At 43.8% G+C, this 25,000-nt stretch carries 21 protein-coding genes; 5 read left to right on the forward strand and 16 right to left on the reverse strand.

The window, feature by feature from the left end:
- Positions 1-16 precede the first annotated feature (16 nt).
- The 6 genes from GMC92_RS03575 to GMC92_RS03600 all read right to left on the reverse strand — a co-directional run bounded on the left by GMC92_RS03575 (position 17) and on the right by GMC92_RS03600 (position 9,286).
- Positions 17-2,428 carry a glycoside hydrolase family 3 protein gene (locus GMC92_RS03575; RefSeq protein ID WP_155199742.1) on the reverse strand — a complete coding sequence of 804 codons (2,412 nt, stop codon included), beginning with the start codon at positions 2,426-2,428 and terminating at the stop codon, positions 17-19.
- A 125-nt stretch (positions 2,429-2,553) separates the two neighbouring features.
- A complete protein-coding gene (gtfA, locus tag GMC92_RS03580; RefSeq protein ID WP_155199743.1) occupies positions 2,554-3,996 on the reverse strand; it encodes a sucrose phosphorylase in 1,443 nt (480 codons plus the stop codon).
- A 126-nt stretch (positions 3,997-4,122) separates the two neighbouring features.
- Positions 4,123-4,956 (reverse strand): carbohydrate ABC transporter permease, encoded by an 834-nt coding sequence (locus GMC92_RS03585; protein WP_023918448.1) that lies wholly within the window; start codon positions 4,954-4,956, stop codon positions 4,123-4,125.
- A 13-nt stretch (positions 4,957-4,969) separates the two neighbouring features.
- Positions 4,970-5,836: a carbohydrate ABC transporter permease gene (locus GMC92_RS03590; RefSeq protein WP_173019399.1), complete on the reverse strand. Its 867-nt coding sequence runs from the start codon at positions 5,834-5,836 to the stop codon at positions 4,970-4,972.
- A 13-nt stretch (positions 5,837-5,849) separates the two neighbouring features.
- On the reverse strand, positions 5,850-7,109 hold the full coding sequence (locus GMC92_RS03595; RefSeq protein WP_155199745.1) for an extracellular solute-binding protein: 1,260 nt from the start codon (positions 7,107-7,109) through the stop codon (positions 5,850-5,852).
- A 14-nt stretch (positions 7,110-7,123) separates the two neighbouring features.
- A complete protein-coding gene (locus GMC92_RS03600; protein WP_155199746.1) occupies positions 7,124-9,286 on the reverse strand; it encodes an alpha-galactosidase in 2,163 nt (720 codons plus the stop codon).
- A 160-nt stretch (positions 9,287-9,446) separates the two neighbouring features.
- Between GMC92_RS03600 and GMC92_RS03605 the strand changes: the two genes are divergently transcribed.
- From GMC92_RS03605 to birA, 3 genes are all read left to right on the forward strand, one after another.
- Positions 9,447-10,280, forward strand: coding sequence for an AraC family transcriptional regulator (locus tag GMC92_RS03605; RefSeq protein WP_155199747.1), 834 nt, complete (start codon positions 9,447-9,449; stop codon positions 10,278-10,280).
- A gap of 67 nt (positions 10,281-10,347) precedes the next feature.
- Positions 10,348-11,355: a LacI family DNA-binding transcriptional regulator gene (locus GMC92_RS03610; RefSeq protein WP_155199748.1), complete on the forward strand. Its 1,008-nt coding sequence runs from the start codon at positions 10,348-10,350 to the stop codon at positions 11,353-11,355.
- Between the two features lie 8 nt (positions 11,356-11,363).
- Positions 11,364-12,299 (forward strand): bifunctional biotin--[acetyl-CoA-carboxylase] ligase/biotin operon repressor BirA, encoded by a 936-nt coding sequence (birA, locus tag GMC92_RS03615; protein ID WP_155199749.1) that lies wholly within the window; start codon positions 11,364-11,366, stop codon positions 12,297-12,299.
- Positions 12,300-12,427: 128 nt separating this feature from the next.
- Here birA and GMC92_RS03620 read toward each other — a convergent pair whose 3' ends face one another.
- The 3 genes from GMC92_RS03620 to GMC92_RS03630 form a co-directional block, all read right to left on the reverse strand.
- Entirely contained in the window at positions 12,428-12,880 is a 453-nt protein-coding gene (locus tag GMC92_RS03620; RefSeq protein WP_155199750.1) for a YrhA family protein, read from the reverse strand.
- 681 nt (positions 12,881-13,561) lie between these two features.
- Positions 13,562-14,311, reverse strand: coding sequence for an MBL fold metallo-hydrolase (locus tag GMC92_RS03625; RefSeq protein WP_155199751.1), 750 nt, complete (start codon positions 14,309-14,311; stop codon positions 13,562-13,564).
- A 210-nt stretch (positions 14,312-14,521) separates the two neighbouring features.
- Positions 14,522-15,064 (reverse strand): T6SS immunity protein Tdi1 domain-containing protein, encoded by a 543-nt coding sequence (locus GMC92_RS03630; RefSeq protein ID WP_155199752.1) that lies wholly within the window; start codon positions 15,062-15,064, stop codon positions 14,522-14,524.
- Positions 15,065-15,323: 259 nt separating this feature from the next.
- On the opposite strand from GMC92_RS03630, the gene GMC92_RS03635 reads away from it, so the two are divergent.
- Together GMC92_RS03635 and GMC92_RS03640 are read left to right on the forward strand one after the other, a co-directional pair.
- A complete protein-coding gene (locus tag GMC92_RS03635) occupies positions 15,324-16,427 on the forward strand; it encodes an ABC transporter permease (protein WP_155199753.1) in 1,104 nt (367 codons plus the stop codon).
- A 1-nt stretch (position 16,428) separates the two neighbouring features.
- Positions 16,429-17,118, forward strand: a complete 690-nt coding sequence (locus GMC92_RS03640; protein ID WP_155199754.1) for an ABC transporter ATP-binding protein — start codon at positions 16,429-16,431, stop codon at positions 17,116-17,118.
- Between the two features lie 41 nt (positions 17,119-17,159).
- On the opposite strand, the gene GMC92_RS03645 is transcribed toward GMC92_RS03640, so the two are convergent.
- The 7 genes from GMC92_RS03645 to GMC92_RS03675 form a co-directional block, all read right to left on the reverse strand.
- Positions 17,160-18,485 (reverse strand): sensor histidine kinase, encoded by a 1,326-nt coding sequence (locus GMC92_RS03645; RefSeq protein ID WP_155199755.1) that lies wholly within the window; start codon positions 18,483-18,485, stop codon positions 17,160-17,162.
- A complete protein-coding gene (locus tag GMC92_RS03650) occupies positions 18,482-19,135 on the reverse strand; it encodes a response regulator transcription factor (RefSeq protein ID WP_125374807.1) in 654 nt (217 codons plus the stop codon). Before GMC92_RS03650 ends, GMC92_RS03645 begins: the two co-directional genes overlap by 4 nt.
- A 70-nt stretch (positions 19,136-19,205) precedes the next feature.
- The gene (locus tag GMC92_RS03655) at positions 19,206-20,582 is read right to left on the reverse strand and encodes an ABC transporter permease (protein WP_155199756.1); all 1,377 of its coding nucleotides are present in this window, start codon (positions 20,580-20,582) and stop codon (positions 19,206-19,208) included.
- 12 nt (positions 20,583-20,594) lie between these two features.
- The gene (locus GMC92_RS03660; RefSeq protein WP_155199757.1) at positions 20,595-21,236 is read right to left on the reverse strand and encodes an ABC transporter ATP-binding protein; all 642 of its coding nucleotides are present in this window, start codon (positions 21,234-21,236) and stop codon (positions 20,595-20,597) included.
- A gap of 6 nt (positions 21,237-21,242) precedes the next feature.
- A complete protein-coding gene (locus GMC92_RS03665; protein WP_155199758.1) occupies positions 21,243-22,505 on the reverse strand; it encodes an ABC transporter permease in 1,263 nt (420 codons plus the stop codon).
- Between the two features lie 182 nt (positions 22,506-22,687).
- On the reverse strand, positions 22,688-23,326 hold the full coding sequence (locus GMC92_RS03670; protein WP_070588878.1) for a YesL family protein: 639 nt from the start codon (positions 23,324-23,326) through the stop codon (positions 22,688-22,690).
- Between the two features lie 104 nt (positions 23,327-23,430).
- Positions 23,431-24,993, reverse strand: coding sequence for a type 2 periplasmic-binding domain-containing protein (locus GMC92_RS03675; protein ID WP_155199759.1), 1,563 nt, complete (start codon positions 24,991-24,993; stop codon positions 23,431-23,433).
- Positions 24,994-25,000: the final 7 nt, after the last annotated feature.

The raw sequence follows: 25,000 nt of genomic DNA on the forward strand, positions 1-25,000 counted from the left end.
TGAGATTCTGAATCCTTTAGTGTTTCTTTCTTGGATAGACAAAAGATCCAAGGAAGGTTAAGAGGCTGATGCCTATGAGGGAGAGGAGATTCTCTGTTTGACCAGTTTTTGGCAATACCGATGAGGCAGGACTGGCTGACACGCTGACAGGAGCCTGATCAGTGGCTTGTTTCACAGCGATCGGAATAACTTGTGGAGCATCAAGAGTGCTAGCTTTTTCTTGCTTGCTAACAAGGACCTGAGTTCCTGTGTTACCAACCTCTACTGGTTGTGTCTGATGGGTTGGATCTTGGACTGGTGAAGTTGGATCTTGGGTTTCTGGTGTTGGCAATGGTGCCGGTGCTGGATAGAAGAGACCATGACCAATGCGGTAGGCGTACTCTGTTTCCGACATTTTTCCGTCTACAATTTTTGGAATATCAACCGGCAAGGTACCTAGATGTTCCTTGCCATTGAAGATGACTTCCACTCCTGCAGGAATATTAGGACCAAATGCATTATCTGGTTTGAGGGATTCCGTTGGATCCATTCCCTTATTTCCATAGACTGCTAAAATGGCTTTGGCTGCTGGATAGTTGGCTACATCATAAGGTTTAGAGATAGAAAGGACAGCTGCCTTCTTATGATTGGTATTGGCATAATTGACGATCTCTGTTGGGATCTTGGTCCGCCAGAAATCTTTATCCAGGTGCCCTTCATAACCGATCTCTGAAATCACTACGATATGGGTGGCTTTTTCGAGGTCTTCTTTTAGACTATCAAGGGTAGATTCTTTAGTGAAGTTCTTGGTCACAAAGGAGGTATCTTTTGGAAGCACTCCGTCAGCAATTAAGCGACGCATGCTCAAATTGAGTCCAGGAACTTCGTTTTCAAAAGCTCCTAAGAGTAAGACATGGTCTCCTGTTTGCACCTTAAACGGCAAGGTATTGTCTTCATTTTTTACAACCGTCACTGCAGCTGCAGCAATCTTGCGTTCCAAGTCACGGTTGAGGGTTGATCCGACTGCTTCTTCTGCTTTTTCAGCCGTCCTAGCACTTGGATCAAAATTCAGGACCCCACGTTTTTCTTTGAGGGTCAGGATCCGGCGAACCGACTCATTTAAGCGATCTTCAGAAATGTCACCCGTTTTCACGGCATCTACCACCGCATTGACAATGGTATCAATCTTGGTCAAATCCGCTTTACTGCGAAGGGTCGTTGGCATCAAGACCAGGTCAACTCCTGCTTTGATGGCCATCTTCACAGCTTCCACCTCACCGAAGTTCTTAGCGATAGCATCCATTCCCATGGCATCGGAGACAATCACGCCCTTATAGCCGTATTTCTTTCGTACCAAGCCCGTTAAAATATCATCAGAGAGCGTCGCTGGAACATAGATTTTCTCACCTGTTTCTTTTGAAACGACCTGATCTTTTTCAATCTGCGGGTATTGGATATGAGCCGTCATCAAGAGGTCTACCCCTTCATCCATAGCTTTTTTGAATGGAAGGAGTTCCAATTTTTCAAGCTCAGCAAGTGATTTATCCACCAATGGGAGACCCGTATGTGAATCGACCGCTGTATCTCCGTGACCTGGGAAATGCTTGGCTGCTACAGCCACATTGTAGTCCTGAATGCCTTTCATCATCGGAATACCCAAGTAGGCAACCCGGTTTGGATCAGATGAGAAGGAACGAAGCCCAATCACAGGATTTTGAGGATTGTTATTGGTATCTAGAACCGGAGCAAAATCCACATTCAAGCCTAGTGCAGAAAGTTCACGTCCGATAATTTGACCAGCTTCTTTCGCTAGTTTGGGATCATTGGTAGCTCCGATGGCCATATTACCGGGAAGGGCTGTACCCGTACCCAAGCGGTAGACGATCCCCCCTTCTTGGTCGATGGCTAACAATAGCGGAATCTTCCCATTGTTGGCCTTGTTTTCGATCGCTGCCTTTTGCATATCTTGCGTCAGAGCAAGGGTCTGCTTGGTTTCTTTGACGTTTTCAGCAAAAAGAATGACGCCTCCAAAATCGTATTTATCAATCGCATCCGCTACTTCAGCATTGACCTTGGTGAGATCCTGTGGCGACTCCTGATTAGCCTCCTGCCACTTACGGAAGTCCGGCATGATCATTTGAGTCACTTTTTGCTTGAGTGGCATGTTTTCAATCAGTTTTTCCACTTCAGGAGATGCCGTCTCTGTCGATGTTACCGTTGGGGAGGCAGAAGGAACAGCTGCACGGTCTGTTGAAGTCGGCGTTTCGGCCACTTCTCCCTGATTTTCTGTGGTACTTTCTGGAGTTGGAGAAGCCACCACCTCTTCTACTGTTGCTACCGGTTCATTGGCTTGATCCGACGCTTGAGCTGTGTCTGCTTTTGCTGTTTGAACGGATAATAGAGCAAAAGCCGTTAATAGGGCCGCAGATGGATAAATGATTTTTTTCATAAAGCGACCTCCTTTCTTTCAATAGATATTGTACCATTGTTTTATAGTTTTGTAAACGGTTGCAATATCTAAAACAGAAAAAGGATAAGCATTTTTTACTTATCCTTAACTTCGTTCATATTTTTTTAAAACACCATTTCTTGACCATTTTCTGTCACTTGGTAAGTGCCCTCAGCAAGATCGATTCGGGCTACTGCTGTGACAGTTTGGTCTTTGTTTTGGCGCGTGATGACAATGGTATGTTCATCTGGTGTTTCCACCTCGATGCTTCCTTCTAAGTCAAAAGCTTGCGAGTTGTTCCGGAAACTAAAGAGCTTGAGAAGGGATTGCACGACTGGTCGCTCCACTTCTTGAGCGATTTCTTCATTGCTGTAGTAATGACGGTTAATATTGCGGCCTTCTTTGGTATTTTCTAAAAGTTCCAAATCATTCTTCCCAGCTAGGAATCCAACATAATAAACTTGTGGAATACCTGGTGCAAAAGCTTGAATTAAGCGGGCTAGGAAGTACTTACGATCGTCATCACCAAGCGCTGAATAGTAGGTCGAATTGATTTGGTAGATGTCCAAGTTGTTGTATTCTGCTGTTGAATATTTGCGTTTAACATTTGCCCCAACCTTATAAAGCTCATTTGAAGCATAGTCAATCTCTTCATCCGTCAAGATATCCTTGACATCGACCACCCCAATCCCGTCATGGGTGTCCAGCGTCGTGAACTGCTTCATCGGACTCATCTTCAACCACTTGGCAAGGCGCTCCACTTTTGAGCTATAGAGGGTATAGAGGGTTACCATGGGTAGCGCGAAGTCATAGACATAATAGTCGTGATCGGCAATCTTAAATTGGATAGAATAGTGCTCATGAATCTCTGGCAAAAGCTCAGCACCGTAGCCTGCTGCCATATCGCGCACCTTATCCAACAAATCCCAAATGTCTGGCTCCACGAAGAAATCATTTGTGTCCAATTTCTTCACTGCATAGGCAAAGGCATCTAGGCGAATGAGGTCACAGCCATTGCTTGCCAGATGTTCGATGGTCTTTCGAATAAAGTCCATAGTTACTTCCTTGGTCACGTCTAGATCAATCTGCTCTTCCCCAAAGGTATTCCAGAGATGCTCAGTCGTCCCATCCGCAAAAGTGATAGCTTGTTTAGGAGCTCGATCTTTCCGCTTATAAATCAAATCTACATCTGCTTGAGTCGGACGATTCTCCGGCCAGAACTTGTCCCAGTTGAGAAAGAGATCCTTGTAGGCACTTTGGTCGTGCTTTTCTTGGTAGTCCCTGTAGTATTTAGATTGACGAGAAATGTGATTAATCATAAAGTCAAACATAAGATAATACTTGTCGCCCAAGCGTTTGACATCTTCCCAATCTCCAAAGGCTGGATCCACTTGGTCATAGTCCACAGGCGCAAAGCCACGGTCACCGGTTGATGGAAAAAATGGCAAGAGGTGAACCCCACCTACTGCATCCCCAAAGTGCTTCTCCAGATTTTCATAGAGATCCTTCAGGTTATTTCCTAAGCTATCTGAGTAAGTAATTAACATTGTTTTGTTTTGAATTGGCATAATGGTTCCCTTTCTTTTTTGAAAGCCAAGTCTTTGAGGACCTGGCTTTCATGAGTTTTTCTATTTTAGAATTGCTTCCTAGGATACGATTGAAATCAGCAAGCTAAATCGTCCCTTTGTATCTTGTTATTTCACTGCGCCGTTGCTCATTCCTGCGATGATATGGCGTTGGAAGAAGAGATAGACAATGGTGATACTGATAATACCGACAACGTAGGAAGCAAAGCTTGGTCCGTAGTCGTTGAAATATTGGCCTGCGTAGTTGTATTGGAACAAAGGCAAGGTCCACATTTTGGAATCGCGGTTCAAGACAAGGAGTGGCAACATGAAGTCATTCCAGAACCAAAGGGCATTGATAATCATGGTTGTCGCATGCATCGGTTTCATCATTGGGAAGATGATGCGGAAATAGGTTGTAAACTTATTAGCCCCATCGATCTCTGCTGCTTCATCCAAACTTTCTGGAATCGAGATTTTGATATACCCTACATAGAGAAAGAGGGTCTGTGGAATCGCATAGGTCAAGTAGAGCAAGATCAAACCAAAGGTGTTAGCCAAACCGAGTTTACTCATCATAACCGTAATCGGAATCATGATGACTTGGAAAGGTACGAAAATCCCAAGGATCAAGAGGGTGTACATGATGGTAAAGGCTTTTCTCTTACTCATATTACGTGCGATGGAGTATGCTGCCATGGGGATAAAGATCATTACTGCAAGTAAAGACAAGACAGTGATGACGACAGAGTTCCAATAATAGCCTCCGATTCCATCTGACAAGAGTCGACTAAAGTTGTCCCATGTGAAATTCGTCGGGAATCCAAAGAAATTATCTACGATATCCTTGGTGGGTTTGAAGGAACTAAAGAGGGTGGCAAGGAGCGGCACTAAAATCAGAACCGATCCTAGAATCAATAGAATGTATTTGCCAATCAAAGCTTTTCTTTCATCTTGTTTCATCGTGCTTCTCCTCTTAAATTTCAAATTTCTTAGATACTCTCAATTGGATGATCGAAATCACTACAATCAAGAAGAACAAGATTACGGCAATGGCATTGGCGTATCCGAATTGGTTGTTTTTAAAGGCGTAGTTATAAACCAAGAGCCCAAGTGAGGTTGTGGCATTGTTTGGACCCCCACCAGTCATGGCAAAGACTTGGTCAAAGGCGGTAAGCCCACCTTTTAGGGCTAGGATAAAGACCATAGAGACACTTGGTAGCAAGTAAGGCAATTCAACATTCCAGAAGACTTGCTTGCTCGTTGCACCATCGATTCTTGCTGCTTCTGTAATCTCAGTTGGGATAGATTGCAGACCAGCTAGGAAGATAATGATGGGCATGGCCACCCCTTGCCAAAGAAGGACAAAGACAGCCGCAAAGATCGCTCCCCACTTAGTCCCTAAAAGACTGGTTTGGAGAAACTCAATATGAAGGGCATTCCCAATGGCTGGTAGACCATAGTTGAAGACTTGTTTGAAGATCAAAGCCACTGTCAAACCAGACAAAACAGCTGGGAAGAAGAACCAAGCACGGAAGAAGGTTTGCCCTTTGATTTTAGAGTTCAAGACACGCGCAATGAAGATCCCAAGGGCAATTTCACCAACCACCATGGCAATCGTGATGATCGCAGTAAAGCCAATGGCATTCATGAATTTTGGATCCATAAAGAGGAGCTTAAAGTTGTTCAAGCCAACAAACTTGTAGTTATAGGTCAAACCTGTCCAGTTGGTAAAACTGTAAAAGGCTCCTTGGAACATTGGCACATAGAATAAAATTGCTTGTAATAAGAGGGGAATGACCACAAAAGCCCATGCCCAATATTTTTGTAATACTTTTTTCATCGTCTCTCTACTCCTAATCCACATCCGCTTTCATCGGGTTAAAGAAGGCATTCAAATCATTGACCATTCCTTGCTTATCACCTGTCAAGACATAGTTCATCGTCAAGGTATGGAAGTCTGCTTCACTGGTCCAGTACTGTTGCAACCAGACCAAGTGACGATCCGTAAAGGCATATTTGGTCATCCCAGCAAGCGGTGAATCCTCTCCTGCTTGTTTGACCCCTTCGATCGCTGTTGGAGATCCGTCCACATCATAGTATTTTTGCATGACTTCTGGACGGGTCATGTATTCCACAAAGGCATTGGCTTCTTTTGGATGTTTGGTAGTAGCTGAGATAGACCATGCTAAGTCTCCCGCACCAACGGTTAAGCTTTGTCCTTTTTCTTTCCCTGGAATCATGAAGGTCCCAATCTTAAATTTCGGTTTTTGTTCATTGATCGCGGTGATAGCCCAAGACCCATTTGGTGTCATGAGGACATCCCCACGCGCGAAGGCTCCGATAACGTCTGTATAACCTGCACCTTCCCAGTTCTTTTGCTTAGAACCTTTAATGCGAAGGATATCCATGACCTTGATGTCATCCTTCATAATCGGATCAGACAATTTAATGGAATTTGGCTTAGAATAACGAAGGTATTGGTTGGCTTCTTTTCCTCCACCTGCTGCTGTCGCGAAGGCCAATTGATTGTAACCATTGAGGGTCCAAGCATCTGCTCCTGCAATCCCAAATGGAGTTTGTCCTTTGGCAACGATGTCTTTTACCAACTGTTCAAATTCGTCCCAAGTTTCAGGAACCTTCAAACCCAGCTCTTCGAATTTATCTTTGTTGTAGTAGATTCCGTAAGCATTGGCTGTGAAAGGAACGTTGTAGACTTTTCCATTTACGGCATATTTTTCAGCGTAGCCATTTTTTACACGTTTCAGATAGTCTTTATTGCTTAAATCTTCGAAGACACCCGCTTTCGCCCATTCTTGCAATTCGATGGACTGTGGGTAAATATTGACCACATCTGGCACATCTCCTGCGAGGACACGTGTCTTCAACACCTCACCAGCGTTTGGTACATTGACAACTTTGACCTTGACCTTTGGATTTTCCTTTTCAAAATCACGCGCGATTTCTTCCAAGGTTTTGGTCATTTCTTTTTTCTGGTTGAAATACTCGATGGTCACTGTGCCATCAGCAGATTTACCATCGTTGGAGCAAGCGCCAAGCCCAAACAAGGCTAAGCCTGTAGTCGCAAGAAGTCCGATTTTTTTATACCATTTCATTTGGCTGTCTCCTTTTATTTTTTGACAAAAACATATTGTTTGCTGAGGAAATCTCCCTGAGGAAGAATGACGGTTAAGCCAGCATACATTAGCTCGGCTCCTGAATAGACTTGATCCGTCCCTTCTAGGCTATAGAGCGCATCTTCTTCCAACCCTTTGAGTTTCAGGGTCGGCTCGATCTCTTCAACCGTTGATAAGACCCGTACATAGGTTACAACCGTGCGGTCTTGATAAGTGAACTGGACGGCTGCTTGATTGCTACCTTGGCTTGGATTGATCAAGCGGTAGTGTTTTCCGAATTGAACCAGTGGTCGAATCGTTTTGTAATGAGCGACTTGAGCTGCGATCCGATCCAACTCCTCTTGCGGAAGACTAGTCAGATCCAATTCATAGCCCAAATTTCCCATCATGGCTACATGACCTCGCGTTTCAAGCGGTGTCATCCGTCCCATCTGGTGATTTGGCACCGCTGATACGTGAGCCCCCATAGAAATGGTAGGATAGAGGTAGCTAGAACCGTACTGTATCGGAAGTCTGGCAATGGCATCCGTATTGTCACTCGCCCATACCTGCGGGAAGTAACGCATCATACCGAGGTCATTGCGGCCACCACCTCCGGAGCAGGACTCAAAGAGGATGTTCTCGTACTTCTCTGTTAAGTAAGAAACCACTTCATAGAGGCCCAAGATATAAGCATGGGATTGCATCTTGGTTTCAAGGTAGGTTTTACCATTTCCAAGTTTAGTGATATTGCGGTTCATATCCCATTTGATATAGTCGATCTCATGCTTTCCAAGTAAGTCATCCAAGACCTGCTTGATATAAGCCACTACTTCTTTATTTGCGAAATCGAGCACCAGTTGATTCCGTGAATAGGTGTGTTCGTAGCCTGGGACTTGAATAGCCCAGTCCGGATGAGCACGATAGAGGTCGCTATCAACAGAAATCATTTCTGGCTCCACCCAAAGGCCAAATTGAAGTCCCTTGTCATGGATGCCTTGGATCAGTTCTGCAAGGCTTCCTCCTAATTTTTCTTCATTGACAGTCCAGTCACCAAGGGCCCGATTATCATCATAGCGATTGCCAAACCAGCCATCATCAAGAACAAAGAGCTCGATTCCCACTTTTTGAGCCTCATCTGCCAGCTCCAATAACTTTTCTTTCTTGAAATCAAAGTAGGTTGCTTCCCAGTTGTTGATAAGAATTGGACGTTCTTTATGGGCAAAGGGGCTAGGAATGATATGGTCTTGGACAAATGCTTGACTTTCTTGACTGAGGCCAGTCAATCCCTCATGTGAGTAGCTGATCATGGCTACCGGCGTATCAAAGCTCTGATTTGGCGCTAACTCCCAAGAGAAGTTTTCTGGATTGATTCCCAATCCAACCCGAACTTCATTGAGTTGATTCTTTTGAACAAATCCTTCAAAATTCCCACTGTAGAGCAGTTGGAAGGCAAGGGCTGAACCGGCATCTTCGGTCACTTCATGATCTGCTAGAATAAGGGCAGGAGTCTGGGCGTGTCCAGAAGCACCACGGTTGGAGCTGATGGAGAAGATTCCTTGCTCTACTTGCTGGCGGCGGACTGTTTTTTCTCTCGCATAGGCCCCTTGAAGGGTGATGACATCATAGTCACCTGCTGGGAGATCTGCCAACACACTGAGAGCCTTGTGGATCACGACGGTTTCATCACTACAGTTTTCAATCTTTGAAAAGCTGGTGATGGTTGTCCGATCCTCGTAGGCTGTGTAATAGAGGGTCAAACGAAGGGCCGCTTGATCATCTTCAAAGACCAAGGCCAAGGTTTCAGCACTATCTACTGTATGGGGATTGGGAAGACCAGTTGCCTCGACACTGCCAGAGTAGATATTGGCTCCGACATAGAGGAAATCTGTCACCTCTGTGGCACCGTGCTGGATTTGAATAGACGGCTTTCGAAAATCTCCAAGCCCGTGCTGTCCTAAGATCTGACGCTGGGTATCCAAGCTGAAGGTTCGATGGTCAGGTGTTGGATTTCCAGAGAAAGCATGATCCTTCTCATGCACGGTATTGGAAAAATGATAAGACGGGATCGGGCGCCCCAGATGCTTAAGCATCAGGTAGCCATCTCGATTTTCAAGGATCAGGCTCAGTCCCTTACTTTCTACATAGAACAAATTCTGTTCAATACGAATTGCCATATCTTCCTCCATTGGACCCGAAAAATATCACTATGTATTTTTAATTTCAGTTCCAATAACTTTCTTTTTTAGCATGTCTTTATTTTACTTGATGTAAACGCTTTCGAAAATAGAATTTTGTTGGACATATATGGTAAAATGTTAGGTAGGAGGTTTACCGATGTTAGTCTTTTCTGAATACCAAACCGATACCATTGACCTAGCCCTTGATTTTTATGGCTACGAAGATTGCCCGAAGAACTATGAATTTGGCCCTAGCGTCCGAGATAATTTTGTCCTGCATTTTATTACAGAAGGGAAGGGAGTCTTCCACTTCAATAAAAAAGAAATCCACCTAGAGGCTGGGGATCTCTTTCTCCTCCCTAAAAATATAGTGACCTACTACAAGGCCGATGCCGAAGAACCTTGGTCCTACTACTGGATTGGCATCAGTGGCACCAAGGTGAGTGATTTCATGCGTTTTTCAACCCTGCATGAAAAAGGTTTTCTAAAGAAAACAGAGGTGGAAACAGAAAAGATCGGCCAGTTTATGGAGCGACTCGTCCACAAGGCAGAGGCTTCGAAAATGACTTCTCACTACCAACTCCACCTTCTCTCGCAGATCTATGAACTGCTATTTCTTATCAGTGAAGTGGCTCCCGATATCCATCGGAGCCATCCATCTCCCACCTATCAGCTCTATCTGACCTGCAAGCATGTGATTGAGACACATTACAATAAAGAGCATCTAAGTATTCAAGAGATCGCTGATGACCTCAATGTCCATCGCTCCTATCTGACAACTATCTTTAAGGAGTTTCACCAGATCTCTCCCAAGGAATTCTTGCACTCGGTCCGCATGCAACGTGCCCAACAGTTACTGACCAACACGGACGAAAGCATTAAGATTGTAGCTTACTCGGTGGGCTTTTCGGATCCCCTCTATTTTTCAAAGGCTTTTAAGGCCTATAGCCAACTGACTCCTAGCCAATATCGTAGCAAACATAAAATTTAGTAAAATTTTATTTCTTTTTACTATTTTTTAGAGTATACTGGAACTAGTAAGCAATAAAGGATGAACTATGGCAACGATTAAAGACATTGCGGAAAAAGCAGGCGTTTCACAAGCAACGGTCTCTCGCGTTCTCAACCAGGATGCGACCTTATCGGTCAGTGAAGACACACGCAGTCGGATTCTTCGCATCGCTGAGGAACTGCATTACCAAAAGAAAAGCCGCAAAACAGCGCCTCAACCAGTTGAGGATTTTCATAAAATCATCATCTTTGAATGGTACACACGCGAAGAAGAATTAGATGACCTCTACTACTATGCCATTCGGATGGGGTTAGAAAAACAAGCCCAGGAATTAGGCTATGAGATCTTTCGTATCTTCAATAATGACGATTGGTCCTTGATTCAAGAGGCAGACGGCATCATCGCTCTTGGAAAATTCAGTCCCAAGACCATTCGAGATCTAGAAAGCTACGGCAAACCCCTGATCTTTGTCGATAGCAATACCCTCTATTTAGGGCATTCCTGTGTGACGACCGATTTAGAAGATTCTGTCATCACTGCTCTCGAGTACTTTCTTGAGCAGGGCCACAAGGAGATCGGGCTCTTGGTCGGGCAGGAAGAGACGGCAGATGCGACACCGCTACAGATGGATCCCCGTCAACGGAGCTTTCAACAGTTTCTCACGGAAAAAGGACTTTATGAGGAGCGCTTTGTCTCTGTTGGTCAATTCTCAACTGAGTCAGGTTATCAGATGATGGAGCAGCTGATTCAAGACTTGGGCGACGTCTTGCCAACTGCCTTTTTCATGGCTAGTGATGCCTTAGCTGTTGGAGCCCTGCGGTCTCTTCAGGAGCACCAAATCGCAGTTCCTGATCGCGTCAGTCTCATTTCCTTCAATGATACATCGATTGCTAAGTATGTTTTTCCCGCTCTCTCTACAGTAACCGTCTACACAGAAGAAATGGGCAAGCAAGCTATTCAGATGTTGCGGCAGACCTTTCAAGGGGCTCAACCAAGTGTTCCCTATATGGTCAAATTAGCCACCAAACTCACGATTCGAGACAGCAGTCGCTAGGAGGTCTTATGAAAACACACGAAATCCTCTTTCAAACCCTTTCTCAGGCAGATGATTATGTCAACGGGGAGCAGCTGGCGCAAGAACTAGGTGTTTCCCGCACCTCTATCTGGAAGGCTATCCAACGTCTAGAAAAAGATGGGGTCGTTATCGAATCCCTCAAAAAGAAGGGCTACAAACTGGTCTCAGGCGATATTCTGCTACCTGAGGTCATCGCAAAAAATACCCAATTGACCGTTTCCTTAAATGAACAATGTAGCTCCACCCAATTGGATGCCAAATTAGGCATAGAAGCCCATCAAGAAGGCAAGGCGCTCTACCTAGCCAATTCGCAATCCGCTGGAAAGGGCCGCTTTGGTCGTGACTACTACTGCCCCGATCAAGGGGGCATCTACATGTCCCTTCATCTCAAGCCACAACTGCCCCCTGCGGAGCTCCCCCCATATACCCTCATGGTCGCTGGGGCTATCTACAAGGCTATTAAAAACCTGACCCTGATCGATATCGATATCAAGTGGGTCAATGATATTTACTACCGCCATAAAAAAATTGGGGGAATCTTAACTGAAGCCATCACGTCAATCGAGACTGGTCTTGTCACGGATGTCATTATCGGAGTCGGTCTCAATTTAGCCATCCCTACTTTCCCAGAAGAGCTAGAAAGTAAGGCTGGTTCCTTATTTGAAGGGCCTTGTCCCATCACCCGCAATGACCTTATCAGCGAGATCTGGAAGGAATTCTTCCAAACGGATATTGATGAACTGGTCTACCTCTATAAAGAGCGCTCCCTGGTCCTAGGACGAACTGTCACTTTTGGGCAGAACCAACAGACCTATCAAGGACTCGCCAAAGACATCTCTGATACCGGCCAACTCTTGGTCCAATTAGACAATCAAGAAGAAATCTGGCTCAATAGTGGAGAAATTTCCTTGACGAAATGGTGAAATGAAGTATAGAAAAAGCCACCCAAGGGTGGCTTTTTTGATTGTATCATCTAGTTTCTATTATGCTCTCTTTGGAAGGCTTCCATATCTGCCGTTGGAAAATTATTTATCATATTTTACCTATCTTTTCAAGAGGCATATTCAATAGCATCTGAAAGAAAACTTTCAAGTAAATCATCCAAAGAATTAAATTTCTCTACTACCTCCGCAGATGGCGTATCTAATTCCAAATATTCATTGTTACTAGGATTATATACAAACCAACTAATATTGTTCTCTCCGATAAAAACAAACCGTTTATTTTCTTCAACTTCATGCCAAATATTATTATAATCAAAGAAATCATAAACCTCAGCAGAACAATTATCATCTGTTTTTAAACCATAAAGTACACTCCCATTAAAATCAAGACCATTTACTTTTGTTAAAAATCGTGAATATTCTTGTTCTATAAATATTTTAACTTCGTTTATTTCATTTTTGCTAAGAGATTTAATTTTATCTAAATCAATTGGAGAATTTAACTTTTCCCCATAACCAGATTCAATTCTTTCTATTTTTTCTAAAAGTTCAAGCCACATTTAATTACCTCACTAATTATATATGTTTTTTCCAATGATCGACCACAAAACTTCCTTATTGTCCCAGATTTTCATTGTTCTAGCAAAACTGTTTTGATAATTGGTAATAACTTTATGGTAAAGTTCATTCTTTATCAAGACCAAAATGCTAAAGTCGTTGGTTCCACTATCATTAAGTGGCAATTCATGGTGCACTTGATAACCTTTCGGCACCAATCCATCTTTCAACTTTTAACTACATCCGATGTTCTAATAATAGACTGATGATCTAGCATTTCCTGTATTTGTTTTTGAATCATTTCAGCCTCCCGGTTGTTACTTTCGTGCTTTTATTATATCGTATCAAAAGCACAAAAGTAACAATGATGATTATTCATAAAAAGATGTCGGACAAATACCTTCCGACATCACTTTCCTCATAGTATATTTCATCAAAAATATTATGTATTCGTTGATGCTTATAGTACTAAAAGCCACTGAAAGATAATAACAGAACTACTAGTAACGAATAGAATACAAATTTTCTCTTCTTCATCCGAATTTCATAATACACAGCTACAAAAATTCTACCTCTGCTACCCAAACTTTATCAGTATTGGCACGAGTAAACTCTATTTTAAGACCTACTTTGGATTTTTTTATTCAAAAACTTTTCTACTATACATTTATTCATCAAATCAATTAGATATCAATAGTTTCTCCAATAGATAAAACTGTATAGTTTGCGTCTTCGACTTCTTTATTTGTCGTATTATAATGACTATAGTCTTCAATATGAATTGGATAAATATTTTTAGGTTGAAGTAGATCATTCATTTGGTTTAGCATTTTCAAATCCATTGTAAATGGTCCACCAAACGAATCAGATTTTACAGCACCTAAATTAGCAAAAATAGCATCTATATTTTTTGGAACACTTTTTGTTAAATTTGAATAGAAAATAGTATCACCCGTAAAATAAATCACCTTAGTTTCTGATGAACTTGCAATTGATATTTGATAACCATTAACTTTACCAACTATTTTTTGCATAATGAAATTACTAGCATGATAGGCTGGTAAGGCTTTGATAGTAATAAGATAGTCACCGACATAAAACTGCTTTTCTTCGCCCCATTTTAAAACAAAGTTATTTAAGCCAGATAACCCATTTAAGATTTTCTTATTAGGAGAAATTACAGTTTTACCCTTTAAATAATTTCTTCCTACATCATCTAAATGATCATGATGACCATGAGTTATTAGCCATACATCAACTTTATTAAGAAGAGACTTATCATTATTGACATCAGTTTGTTTCTCGGACACAAATCCTTTAAACTGAACTAAAGTTCCTTTGGGAGATAAATCGGGATCAATTCCTATATAAAATTTATTATCAATAGAAAGGACTCCACATGCAACTCCACAATAAGTAAACGAAATAGACATAATACCTCTTTTATTTTTTTATATAACGATATTTGTTCAATTTATAAGTTGAAATAAAATTAATTATCAGTTTAATCCACATTAAGAAAACAGCAGCTACTACCATTGATCAAAAGTTCAAATTCACAACAAGACTAGTATACCACATTCCATATGTACCATCTTTGATTAAACCACAAGAAAACCACCTCGTTGGCGGCTCTTTTTCTATCAATCGTCAAACACTCCGCCTGTGAGTTGGTACATGAGATAAATGTGTTCCAGGACTTTTACTTTATCCATGTGATCCACATCTTTAAAGCCTCCTAATGCCAAGAGCGGGACAAAACCGAAACATTCATCGTAGGCTAGTTGACCATGTTTGGCTACAGCTATTTTGTAGAGTGGAATATCGAAATAATCGTCTTTGAAATCTTCATCATCAACATACTCTATGAAGCGATCCATACGCTTAATCATAATATCCAAATCCTGAATATTATATTGGACAATTCCTACGTAGGCGTTCTCTTCCCAAGTAATAATATCTCCAAATGCTGTTATGAACATAGGGAAAGCGATATCTCCTCTGAAATAGCTATCTCGGAGAAGCTCAAGATAATCCTCTGGATTAATCACCTTCAAATAACCATCTAAAAAGGTTCCCAGACCATCCTCTTGCCAAATCTGTAGCAACTCAGTAGGAACTTGATCCTTATACTTTTCAATGACTTCTTGGGGCATATCTGCCTCTTTAATAAAGTTTTCTAACATGTTATCCTCCGATTTGGTTTTTAGCATCGTTTCTCTATAATCCCAGTATACCACAAACCATATGTATCAGAGTCTACTTAACAAGAAGAATAACAGATTCATAGGCATTTAAGTATCTAAAGGAAAGATAATAAGAATAATGTTTTTGAAACACTCTACCAAACATCATCCCCCTATTATCCCGCTACTTGTGGTATGATGGTAGAGTATGTTTAGGTGCCAAGCTACTTGAGCACCTCCGTGTTAAAAGGAGACGATAATGAAAATTGCATGGAATGAAATTAAATTCCAACCTAAGAAGTTTATCCTGATTGAACTTCTCATTACCATTCTCATGTTTATGGTGGTGTTTTTGTCCGGTCTGACAAATGGACTGGGCCGTTCGGTATCGGCCCAAATCGATAACTATGGGGCTCTGCACTACATCCTTTCGACGGATTCAGAAGGGATTATCCCCTTTTCAACCATTACGGCGAAAGATTTAGATGAGGTCCAAAAGATAGAAGGGATAGACTATTCTGGCTTGTCCATCCAGCGGGCAACCATCTCAAAATCAGAGGATTCCAATACCCTGGACATCACCTACTTCGCGACCGATCATAATGAGGAGGAAATCCTCAATCCAATCATGGAAGATACAGAGCTCAAGATCTCCGACTTACAGAAAAACGAGGTCATTTTGGACAGTTCTTTCAAAGAGGACGAAGGGATCCAAGTCGGCGATCAAGTGATTGACAAAACCTCTAAGCAAAAACTCAAGGTCGTGGCCTTTGCGAAAAATGCTAAATATGGCTATAGCGAGATTGGCTTTATCAGCTCGGAGACCTACACAGGCATGCGGCAAAAAACAGATCCAAGCTATCAATGGCAAGCCCAAACCCTTGTGACCAAGAAGAGCATCACTTCTAACGATCTATCCAGTAACTTAATGGTGGCGGATAAGAAGCAAGTGATCGATAAAATCCCTGGCTACAAGGCTCAAAACCTGACGCTACGGATGATCACGTGGGTGCTACTACTCGCTTCTTCTGCTATCCTTGGGGTTTTCTTCTATATCCTGACCCTGCAGAAGTTGAAACAGTTCGGCGTCTTGAAGGCCATTGGCATGTCCATGAGCCAGATTACCTATGTCCAACTATCCCAGCTCACCATCATCTCCCTCATCGGAGTACTGCTGGGTCTTGGCCTGGCAACCATGATGGCGCCATTTTTACCCAATAGCGTCCCTTCCTTTATGACCCTGAAAGACAACCTCACCATTTCAGTTAGCTTTATCCTGACCTCTATTTTGTGTGGTGCCTTGTCCCTTGTCAAAATAAAAAAAGTAGATCCAATCGAAGTCATTGGTGGAAATGGAGAATAAGATGGCTATTATTGCATTAGAAAATATCAGAAAATCCTACGCCGATGGCAATCAGATGCACCATGTCCTCAACCAGCTTAATTTAAGCGTCGAACCCAACGAATTTGTCGCCATCTTGGGCCCTTCAGGATCTGGAAAGTCCACGCTTTTAGCCATCGCTGGCTTGCTTTTATCAGCGGATGAGGGGCGGATTCGCATCGCAGGCCAAGACTTGACTGGCCTCAACCAAGGCCAGTGGACGCAAAAACGGCTAGACTTGCTCGGCTTTATCTTTCAAGATCACCAGCTCCTCTCCTATATGAAAATCGGTGACCAGTTAGAACTGGTGGCCAAATTGAAGGGGGAAAAGGACAAGAAAAAACGCCAAGAAGAAGTCAAAGCCTTGTTGGCAGATCTGGGCATCGAAGCTTGTTACCACCAATACCCGAATCAGATGTCTGGTGGGCAAAAACAACGGGCAGCCATCGCTCGGGCCTTTATCGGAAATCCGCAGGTCATTTTAGCTGATGAGCCAACCGCTAGCCTAGACCCGGATCGAGGGCAAGAAATCGCCCAATTGATCCGGAAAGAAGTCAAATCCAAAAACAAGAGCGCCATCATGGTGACCCATGACCGCTCCATCCTGGCCTATGTGGATACCATTTATGAATTAAAACACGGCCAGTTGCTAAAGGTAGAAAAGGTTGATTAAATACAAACTAGCGAACAAGCATTTCTCTTGTTCGCTAGTTTTTATTCTTGAGGATCTTTGGGCAGTTCCATACGGAAGCGTAAGCCCATAGCCGTTTTATCAAATTGATAGGCCAGTTCTTCATGGTCTAGCAAGTGTTGGACCACAAAGAGCCCCAAGCCACCTTCCTTCTTCTGGCGGCTAGCGGTCATTGGCATCTCAGCGGCCTCTACCATTTCCTGGCTGGTATTTTCAACAGCCAAGTGCGTCCCTTCTTCTTCGAGACGGAGCTGGATCTCTCCACCGGCATCCGAATGCTTAACGGCATTACTGATAACATTTGAGAGGACCAATTTCAGAATGGCTGGGTCCATATAAACTGCTTTGCCAGAGATTTGATTGTCAATCGTGAGCGCGCGGGATTGAGCCAAGACCTTGTACTGGTCAAGGATCTGCTCCAAGACTTGATCCAGCTGGATCCACTCCTTGTCTCCGGCCAATTCTTGGACAGAGGACAGGGAGAGGATTTCCAGGACGATCTGGTTCATCTCATCGACGATATCGAGGGAGACCGCCAGATAGCGATCCCGATCCTTGTAGCGGCCGATCTTATCCCGCATATTTTCTAGGATAATCTTCAAGCTGGCCAGAGGAGTCTTGAGCTCATGCGAAGCCCCTCTTAGAAATTCAACCTTCATCTGCTCCAACTTCAGATTTTCCTGTTTCTGCTGCTCTAGATTGTCGATCACTTCTAAAAGATGATGATATAGGTCGTTGATCTGTTGCTTGAGAACGCCGATCTCATCCTGCGAATTAATGGGAAGACTGGCTGTCCGATCCAGCCGTTTCATCCGCTTGGTCATCTGCTTGATTTCAAGGATCGGAGCGGAAATCATGCGGGCATAGAGATAGGAGGCAATTAGCGACAGAACAAAGGAAGCAAGGAGACTATAGGGAAGAAAGCCCAGACTGATGTCCCGCGCTTCCTTTTGCGAATCGACGGTCGCTAAGAATTGCAAGGTTAAGTCTTTCCCTTCCTTGGTCTGAATCTTTCGCTCTTCAATGACCAGGGAATTGTTCTGGCTGTCAGGGTTCAGGAGCAGGTCATCCTTAACCTCTATGGCATTTTGTTTTTGCTTTCCTTTGATAGACACCTTGATATCATTGGTCTTGGAATAAAGGTCGATGACCGACTCAATGGTCCCTTCTTCCTGGCCCTGGAAACTCTTGGCCAGGGCTTGCGATTTCTTCAAAATTGTCTGGCGCTGGGACTCGATATAGGTCGATGGAAAAATAAAGTAAACCGAAGCATGGAGAAGGATGACTAAGCTACTAAAAAGGGCAAAGGTGATCAGAAAGATTTTTGCAAAGATACTCCGTTTGGTCATGGTCTCTCCAATTTATAGCCGACATTGCGTACCGTAACGATACAGTCCAGCTCTAGTTTTTTTCGTAGTTCCTTGATATAGACATCGATCACCCGGTCAAAAGGAATCTCCTCCGTCTCCTTCCAGACGGCATCGAGGATCTGAGAGCGGGTCCGGGCCTTGCCCTCATGCTGGAGCAAGTATTCCAAGATTTCCAACTCCTTGGCATTCATGGAGATGGCTTGCCCAGCTAGGCTGGCTGTATAACTCTCAAAATCCACCCGTGCCTCTCCATAGGTGAAGACCCGTGAAGGCTGGAGCTTTTTAAAAATGGCTTCGATACGGACCTTCAAGAGGGACAAGGAGAAGGGTTTTTCCAGGTAGCCATCTGCCATCTCTCCAAAGGCCGTCAACTTATAGTCCTCATCATGAAAGGCCGTCAGCATGAGGACAGGGACTGAACTGGTCTTGCGAATAGTCTTGAGGACTTCCAAGCCATTGAGGATAGGAAGCTGGATGTCCAGCAAGACTAGATCCGGCGCTTCTCTGTGAAAGAGGTCCAGGGCCTCCTGCCCATCGCCTGCTTCAAAGACCTCATAGCCACATTCCATGAGATAGTCGCTCATCCCTTCTCGAATCAGGACTTCATCTTCTACGATTAGTATCTTCATACACTTTCCTTTTTATCTAAGAAACTTCTACCTCCTATTATACCCTATTTCTATTTTAGGAAACAATCTCTTATTCGACATCCACCAAAAGTTCCTTTGGTTTCTTATGCAAGAGCCATTGTGAAGAAAGGATGGATACGAGAATCAAGAGGAGCCCACCGACCAAAACAATCACCAGCAATTGGCTCGGTTGGATGTCCATATGGAGATCTGTCAGGGTCTTACTGAAGCTTTCCGCCTCAGCTCCTCCACCAAGGTTGGCTGCAGAGGATTCTTGAGCCATTTGTTTGGCAATGCCACTGGTTACGTTTTTAAGCACCGTATCTCCGACTCCTTTGGCAAGAAGACCTGCGACTCCATAGGAAAGGAGGAAGGCTGGAATGGAGATCATGACCAATTCTGCCACGAATTGTCCCGCAATCTGTACCTTAGAAAGTCCTAGAGCCAATAAGATTCCCACTTCTCTGCGACGGGCATTGAGCCACAAGACGAGGAGAAGAGTGAGAAGCAAGCTAGCAAAGACGAGACTTCCGATAAACAAGTAGTCTGCCACTTGGAACATGCTGCTGATGGATTTTTGCAAGGCTGGGTAGTTGGAAGAGCTCTTAACCAGGTCATAGAGGTTCCAGTCAATATCGAGTGCTTTGATTTTTTCGATCAAGGCATCCAGATCCTGATCCCCTTTGGCAAAGAAGGTCGCATCCTCATAGGTAGCTGTTTGGACAGTATTGCCATAGAGTCTGGCAGCTGTATCCAGGTCAGAGATGAGGGTATCTTCGTACAACTCTTGGGCGTAAGTTAGAGGAGCTTGGTTCTTCCCTGAGAACAAGCCCTTGATGGTCACTTCGACAGTTTCATTAGCCCCTTTTTCATTGTCAGCATCGTAGAGATTGGACTTGAGACGCACCTTATCGCCCACCTTAAGACCATTCTTTTTCGCCAAATCTTCGTGCATGAGGATTTGGTTTTTGTCCTTATCTGTCAGGTGCTCCCCTTGGACCAGTTTGTAGGCCCCAGAGACAAATTTATCTTCTTTTGAAGAGTCATTGACCCCCGTCACCATCAAGGTATTCTTGAAGTATTTGGCCCGCTCTGGAGACTGATTTTGCAGGGTTTCTTCGGTCTCAATGATCTCGTGGTCTAGGATATCCGCAATGGCATTGATCCGCCTGATGGAGGAGGTGATCCCCTCTACCTGACTGATTTTTTCGATATCCTCTCCTCTGAGATTCCCAGCTCCCCGAGGGGTTCCTGGATTGGTTCTGCGGTTGATCTGCATGGAGAAGCTATTGGTAATGGATCCCAGGCTTTCCGATGAAGCTTTTTGGGTCGCTCCCTTCATGGAGAGTCCGATCAAGCTCAAGGTCCCCATGAGGAGAATGATGGCAAAGAGCAAGAGAGACTTGGGCCATTTACGTGTGATATAAGCAAAAGCATTGCGCAACATAGCATTCCCTCCTTACTTGCTCTTCTCAACGAGGCTACGGCGACTCAATTCCAAGACCACATTGGAGGCCTCTGCCACTTCCTTACTGTGGGTGACGACGATGACACATTTTTGGCGTTCCTTGGCCAACTTCTTCAAAATGGCAATGATGTCACCGGCTGTCTGTTCGTCAAGGTTTCCTGTCGGCTCATCGGCCAAGATGACAGGTGCTTCTGAAACGAGCGCACGCGCAATAGCCACCCGTTGCTGCTGCCCTCCGGATAGTTGCAGGACATTGCGTTTGATTTGCGTTTCGTCCAGCCCCAATTCTAAGAGAATGTCTTTCCCAGCTTGTTTGTTAACCAGGCGAACATTTTCCAGTGGCGTCAAATAATCAATCAAATTGTAATTCTGAAAGACCAGGGAAACATGGTGCTTGCGGTGGTAGCTAGACCCTTTGGTCTGGATGTCCTCCCCATCAAAGAGAACCTGCCCCTTCTTGGGATTGTCCAGTCCAGCCAAGAGCGAGAGGAGGGTTGATTTCCCTGCTCCCGATTGACCGATAATGCTGTAAAAAGTCCCATTTGCGAACTGATAGTTCACGTCTGAGAAGATCTCTTCTTGGTAGCTTTGGTAACTATAGGATACATGTTTGAGTTCTAACATAGATGTCATTTCTCCTTAACTCATTTTTGTTAATATTTCTTTTGGGCTCTTGCGCCAGATCATGCTGGTAGTTACACCGAGCGACAGAAGGATCAAGCACAAGAGGCTAGCATAGGCGATTCCCAAGGAAAGGCCTTGCGGGATTTGGTTGAGTAATTCTAGGGTCTGCTGTTGACCGGTCTGTCCGACAAACTGCTCTAAGAAACGATGGCTGACCATCCGCCCGATGAGAAAGGCCGGGATCAGTGCTAGTAAGGATACCAGCACCACTTCTAAGAGGAACTGTCCAAAAATCCGGCCCTTGCTCTTCCCAATGGATAAGAGGACGCCGATTTCATGGATCCGCTCCCGTGTCCAGAGACTGAGTAAGAGAGATAGGGCACCGGCTCCCGTCACCAGAAGGACGATCATCATGATCCGTACCAGGCCTTCTAAGGTCTGAGAGGATTCTTTCATCTGGTCAAAGGCTTTGCGATCTTCGACCACGCGCAGAGACTGCCAATCCAGATCCAAGCTTTTGACTTGCTTCAAGATGGCATCGATTTTCTCAGGATCTTTGACCCCAAAGGTGACCTGGGTCACTTCTTGCTGACTGAGCCCTAAGAGCTTAGCCGCATCCTCATAAGGGAGGTAGACTTGGTTTTCACTCAGATCAGAGGTCATCCCTGTGAATTTTTCCTGTTTCTTACCCGAAAAGATCCCAACGATTTTAAAGGTTTGCTCTTTGGCAGGAGTCTCTCCCATCTGAAAGCTAGATAAGGTCAAGGAATCTCCGACCTTTAGCTTGTTCTTCTTAGCCAACTCTTGGTGGATCAAGATCTGGCCGCGAGCCTTGTCGGATAAGTGCTTGCCTTGCACCAGTTGGAAACTGCCACTGCGGAAATCCAGGTGCTGGTCTGTCTTCTGGGTAAAGACAGCGCCTAGTGCTTGCTTAGCTTCCTGCCCCAGATCATCCCGTTCTACCGACTGCTGTCCCGTCACCGCTTCTTTACCAAGAATGCGAACGGGACTTTCATATTGTGGGACCATGGATCCTACCCCAGCTAGTTGTTGCACTTTTTTAGCTTCCTTCAGAGCAAAGGGAGCATTCCCCTGTTTACTGGTCAGAGCAAAACTGGTCCCAGCCGACTGTTTGATATGGTCCTCCAGCCTTCCTCCCACTTGCATCAGTGAAAAACAGAAATACAAGCAAGAGAGGATTAAGAGGAGAATCAAAAAGAGAACTAGATTCCTCGTTCTTTTTCGAGAAATATAGGCGATTGCCTGTTGTAAGAGCATGATCTCACCCTCCATTTCAAGGTCCACGACAATACAATGTGGACGCTTTCATCATTTGTTATAGTTATTATAGAAAAGAAATGTGAAATGTTTATGAAATAGAAAAAGTTTCCTAGATTTTCTAGGAAACTTTATTCGATTTATATAATATTCTGTATAACATACGTCCCACTTGCTTGACCTTATTTTTCAAAGATTTCTCCTTCTTGGATCCTTGAAAAGATCTGATCGGTCAGTCGAACATTCAAGAAGCTCCAAAGAGCAAAACCACCAAAGGTAAAGAGATAAATAGCTGTCAGTAACCGTTCAGGACTACTAAGACTGATATAAACTACTGCTAGATTGAAGAAGACAAGAAAGATGGTTTGAATAGGATTTAAGAGAGCAATGAGGAAGCTATTCAAACAGACCTTTCTTGTAGGATCTTCAAAGAGACCGATATAAGGGAAGATCAAGGTCATCCCTCCACATAAAAGGACGATAAAAGGGAGCAAGATCCAAATCCCATACTCGCTTAAGAAGGCCGTATTTGAAAAAAGACAGTAATCCAGATAAAGTAGTACTGATAAGCCTAGACAAGTCAGCCAAATCATCGTCGCTTGCTTGAAATTAGCGCGAAAGAGACGGAAAAAATGAAAGACAAGATCCGTATCTTCCCCTTTCAACAAGCGGTGCCACATGGTTGCTAAAGCCGTAAGCGATGCACCGATCGTGAAAATCGGAAGGCAGCAAACGATAAACAAGGTGTTCAAGATAATGATGTCTGTCAACCGAGTCAAGGTCTTGACCAAGCGTCCATCCAATGAAAATAATTTTTGCATCTTCTTCTCCTTGTTCTTCATCCCAATTTCTGCTACTTCCTCTAAGGAAGCACTCAGGGGCGTAGAGCCCCTGAGTTATTTACTTGAATCCATTTAGACCCCTATTACTTCACTTCTTTTTGGTAACGATCATAGGCATCCTGTTGAATCTTCATAAAGTCATCAATGCCCATCTTCTTCAAGGTTGCTTTGTAATCATCCCATTCTTTTTCGACTCCCCCTTCGACTACCCATTTAGAAGCTTGTTGGGTAACATAAGAGTTGATATCTACATAAATAGAGGACAATTTGTTCAATTCTTCTTGAGAGTAGATGACATTTGGATATGCTGGCAAAGCATATTGTTTCAATTCTTTGTCCATCTTCAATTTGAGACCATCACCTTGTGTTTGGTCGATGTCGACATGACTATTGATATCATCTGACACATATTTTGGTCCAAAGTCACGAAGGGAATTGATCCAAGCCCATTCATCGGCTGATTTACCATCTTTTGGAGCCAAGACCTTGTACTTGTCACCATCTTTTTCAGTTGCAATGCCAAAGGAACCATAGAAGTTTTGGATGCTGGCATCATCCGTGTAGAATTTATCCAACCATTTGAGCAATTTTGCAGGGTCCTTGCACTTATTCGTGATCAAGATTTCATTGCGTCCATAGTTCAAATGATCTGGGTCAGAAATGACATATTGTTTGCCATCAGGGCCTTTCAATGCTGGAAGAGGAGCATATTCGCTGGCATGTTGGCCAAAGGTTGCATCTGCTGTCCAACCACTTGATACACCGACACGCGCCACTCCCTTGTCCATCCGTTTGGCAACAGACATAGAGGTATCTTCTGTAAAGAGTTCAGGGTCGATCAAGCCTTTCTTGTAGGCTTCATGCATAGCCGCTATCCCTTGTTTATAACTTTCTTCCGTCCGGAGGTAGACCGGTTTGCCATCTTTGACGGACATTTCATAGGTATTATCTCCACCCAGACGGTTGTTGAATGGCAAGATATAAGAGAAAGTCGGATCAAAGTTACCAGAACCAAATGGAATTTCATCATTGACATCCCCATTGCCATTGGCATCCTTATCCTTGAAGGCTTGTAAAACAGTCACCAATTCATCATAGGTTTCTGGCATCTTCAAGCCAAGGTTATCCAACCATTTCTTATTAATAAAGAGCTGGTTGCCGACGATTGGCCGCATCGGCAATTTCTTAGGCAGGCTGTAAATATGACCATCTGGGTTGGTCACCATAGCTTTTAATTTCGGTTCTTTTTCAAAGGCCTTGTTCAAGTTTGGCATATTATCCTTGATCAAGTCTTCCAATGGAATGAACATGTTTTGGTTCTGAGCAATTTCAGAATCCGTGAAGGCATTGGATCCCAAAAAAGCGTCTGGTAAATCTCCACTGGCAACAAGGACAGATTTCTTATCAGACCAGTCTGCAGCCACCATGGTATCCCATTTGATCTTGATACCCGATTCCTTGGCTGAATCATCTAGAAAACCTTTGTGATAGTCTTCCCCCCAATCCGACCAACGAACGGTCGTGATCTTGAAGGTATTTCCATCATTCTTGTCAGTGCTTGATTTATTTGTGGAAGCTCCACAAGCCGTCAAGCCAGCTAAAGCAGCTGCTCCCAGGAGCAGATAGGCAAATTTCCTGTTTTTCATGATCTTC

The sequence above is a fragment of the Streptococcus parasanguinis genome (assembly GCF_009717775.1).
GTDB lineage: Bacteria > Bacillota > Bacilli > Lactobacillales > Streptococcaceae > Streptococcus > Streptococcus parasanguinis_AG.

Bases quoted from the DNA above. Each gene is read 5' to 3' on its own strand.
- GMC92_RS03575 (WP_155199742.1), bottom strand. From the start codon at position 2,428: ATGAAAAAAATCATTTATCCATCTGCGGCCCTATTAACGGCTTTTGCT.
- gtfA (WP_155199743.1), bottom strand. From the start codon at position 3,996: ATGCCAATTCAAAACAAAACAATGTTAATTACTTACTCAGATAGCTTA.
- GMC92_RS03585 (WP_023918448.1), bottom strand. From the start codon at position 4,956: ATGAAACAAGATGAAAGAAAAGCTTTGATTGGCAAATACATTCTATTG.
- GMC92_RS03590 (WP_173019399.1), bottom strand. From the start codon at position 5,836: ATGAAAAAAGTATTACAAAAATATTGGGCATGGGCTTTTGTGGTCATT.
- GMC92_RS03595 (WP_155199745.1), bottom strand. From the start codon at position 7,109: ATGAAATGGTATAAAAAAATCGGACTTCTTGCGACTACAGGCTTAGCC.
- GMC92_RS03600 (WP_155199746.1), bottom strand. From the start codon at position 9,286: ATGGCAATTCGTATTGAACAGAATTTGTTCTATGTAGAAAGTAAGGGA.
- GMC92_RS03605 (WP_155199747.1), top strand. From the start codon at position 9,447: ATGTTAGTCTTTTCTGAATACCAAACCGATACCATTGACCTAGCCCTT.
- GMC92_RS03610 (WP_155199748.1), top strand. From the start codon at position 10,348: ATGGCAACGATTAAAGACATTGCGGAAAAAGCAGGCGTTTCACAAGCA.
- birA (WP_155199749.1), top strand. From the start codon at position 11,364: ATGAAAACACACGAAATCCTCTTTCAAACCCTTTCTCAGGCAGATGAT.
- GMC92_RS03620 (WP_155199750.1), bottom strand. From the start codon at position 12,880: ATGTGGCTTGAACTTTTAGAAAAAATAGAAAGAATTGAATCTGGTTAT.
- GMC92_RS03625 (WP_155199751.1), bottom strand. From the start codon at position 14,311: ATGTCTATTTCGTTTACTTATTGTGGAGTTGCATGTGGAGTCCTTTCT.
- GMC92_RS03630 (WP_155199752.1), bottom strand. From the start codon at position 15,064: ATGTTAGAAAACTTTATTAAAGAGGCAGATATGCCCCAAGAAGTCATT.
- GMC92_RS03635 (WP_155199753.1), top strand. From the start codon at position 15,324: ATGAAAATTGCATGGAATGAAATTAAATTCCAACCTAAGAAGTTTATC.
- GMC92_RS03640 (WP_155199754.1), top strand. From the start codon at position 16,429: ATGGCTATTATTGCATTAGAAAATATCAGAAAATCCTACGCCGATGGC.
- GMC92_RS03645 (WP_155199755.1), bottom strand. From the start codon at position 18,485: ATGACCAAACGGAGTATCTTTGCAAAAATCTTTCTGATCACCTTTGCC.
- GMC92_RS03650 (WP_125374807.1), bottom strand. From the start codon at position 19,135: ATGAAGATACTAATCGTAGAAGATGAAGTCCTGATTCGAGAAGGGATG.
- GMC92_RS03655 (WP_155199756.1), bottom strand. From the start codon at position 20,582: ATGTTGCGCAATGCTTTTGCTTATATCACACGTAAATGGCCCAAGTCT.
- GMC92_RS03660 (WP_155199757.1), bottom strand. From the start codon at position 21,236: ATGACATCTATGTTAGAACTCAAACATGTATCCTATAGTTACCAAAGC.
- GMC92_RS03665 (WP_155199758.1), bottom strand. From the start codon at position 22,505: ATGCTCTTACAACAGGCAATCGCCTATATTTCTCGAAAAAGAACGAGG.
- GMC92_RS03670 (WP_070588878.1), bottom strand. From the start codon at position 23,326: ATGCAAAAATTATTTTCATTGGATGGACGCTTGGTCAAGACCTTGACT.
- GMC92_RS03675 (WP_155199759.1), bottom strand. From the start codon at position 24,993: ATGAAAAACAGGAAATTTGCCTATCTGCTCCTGGGAGCAGCTGCTTTA.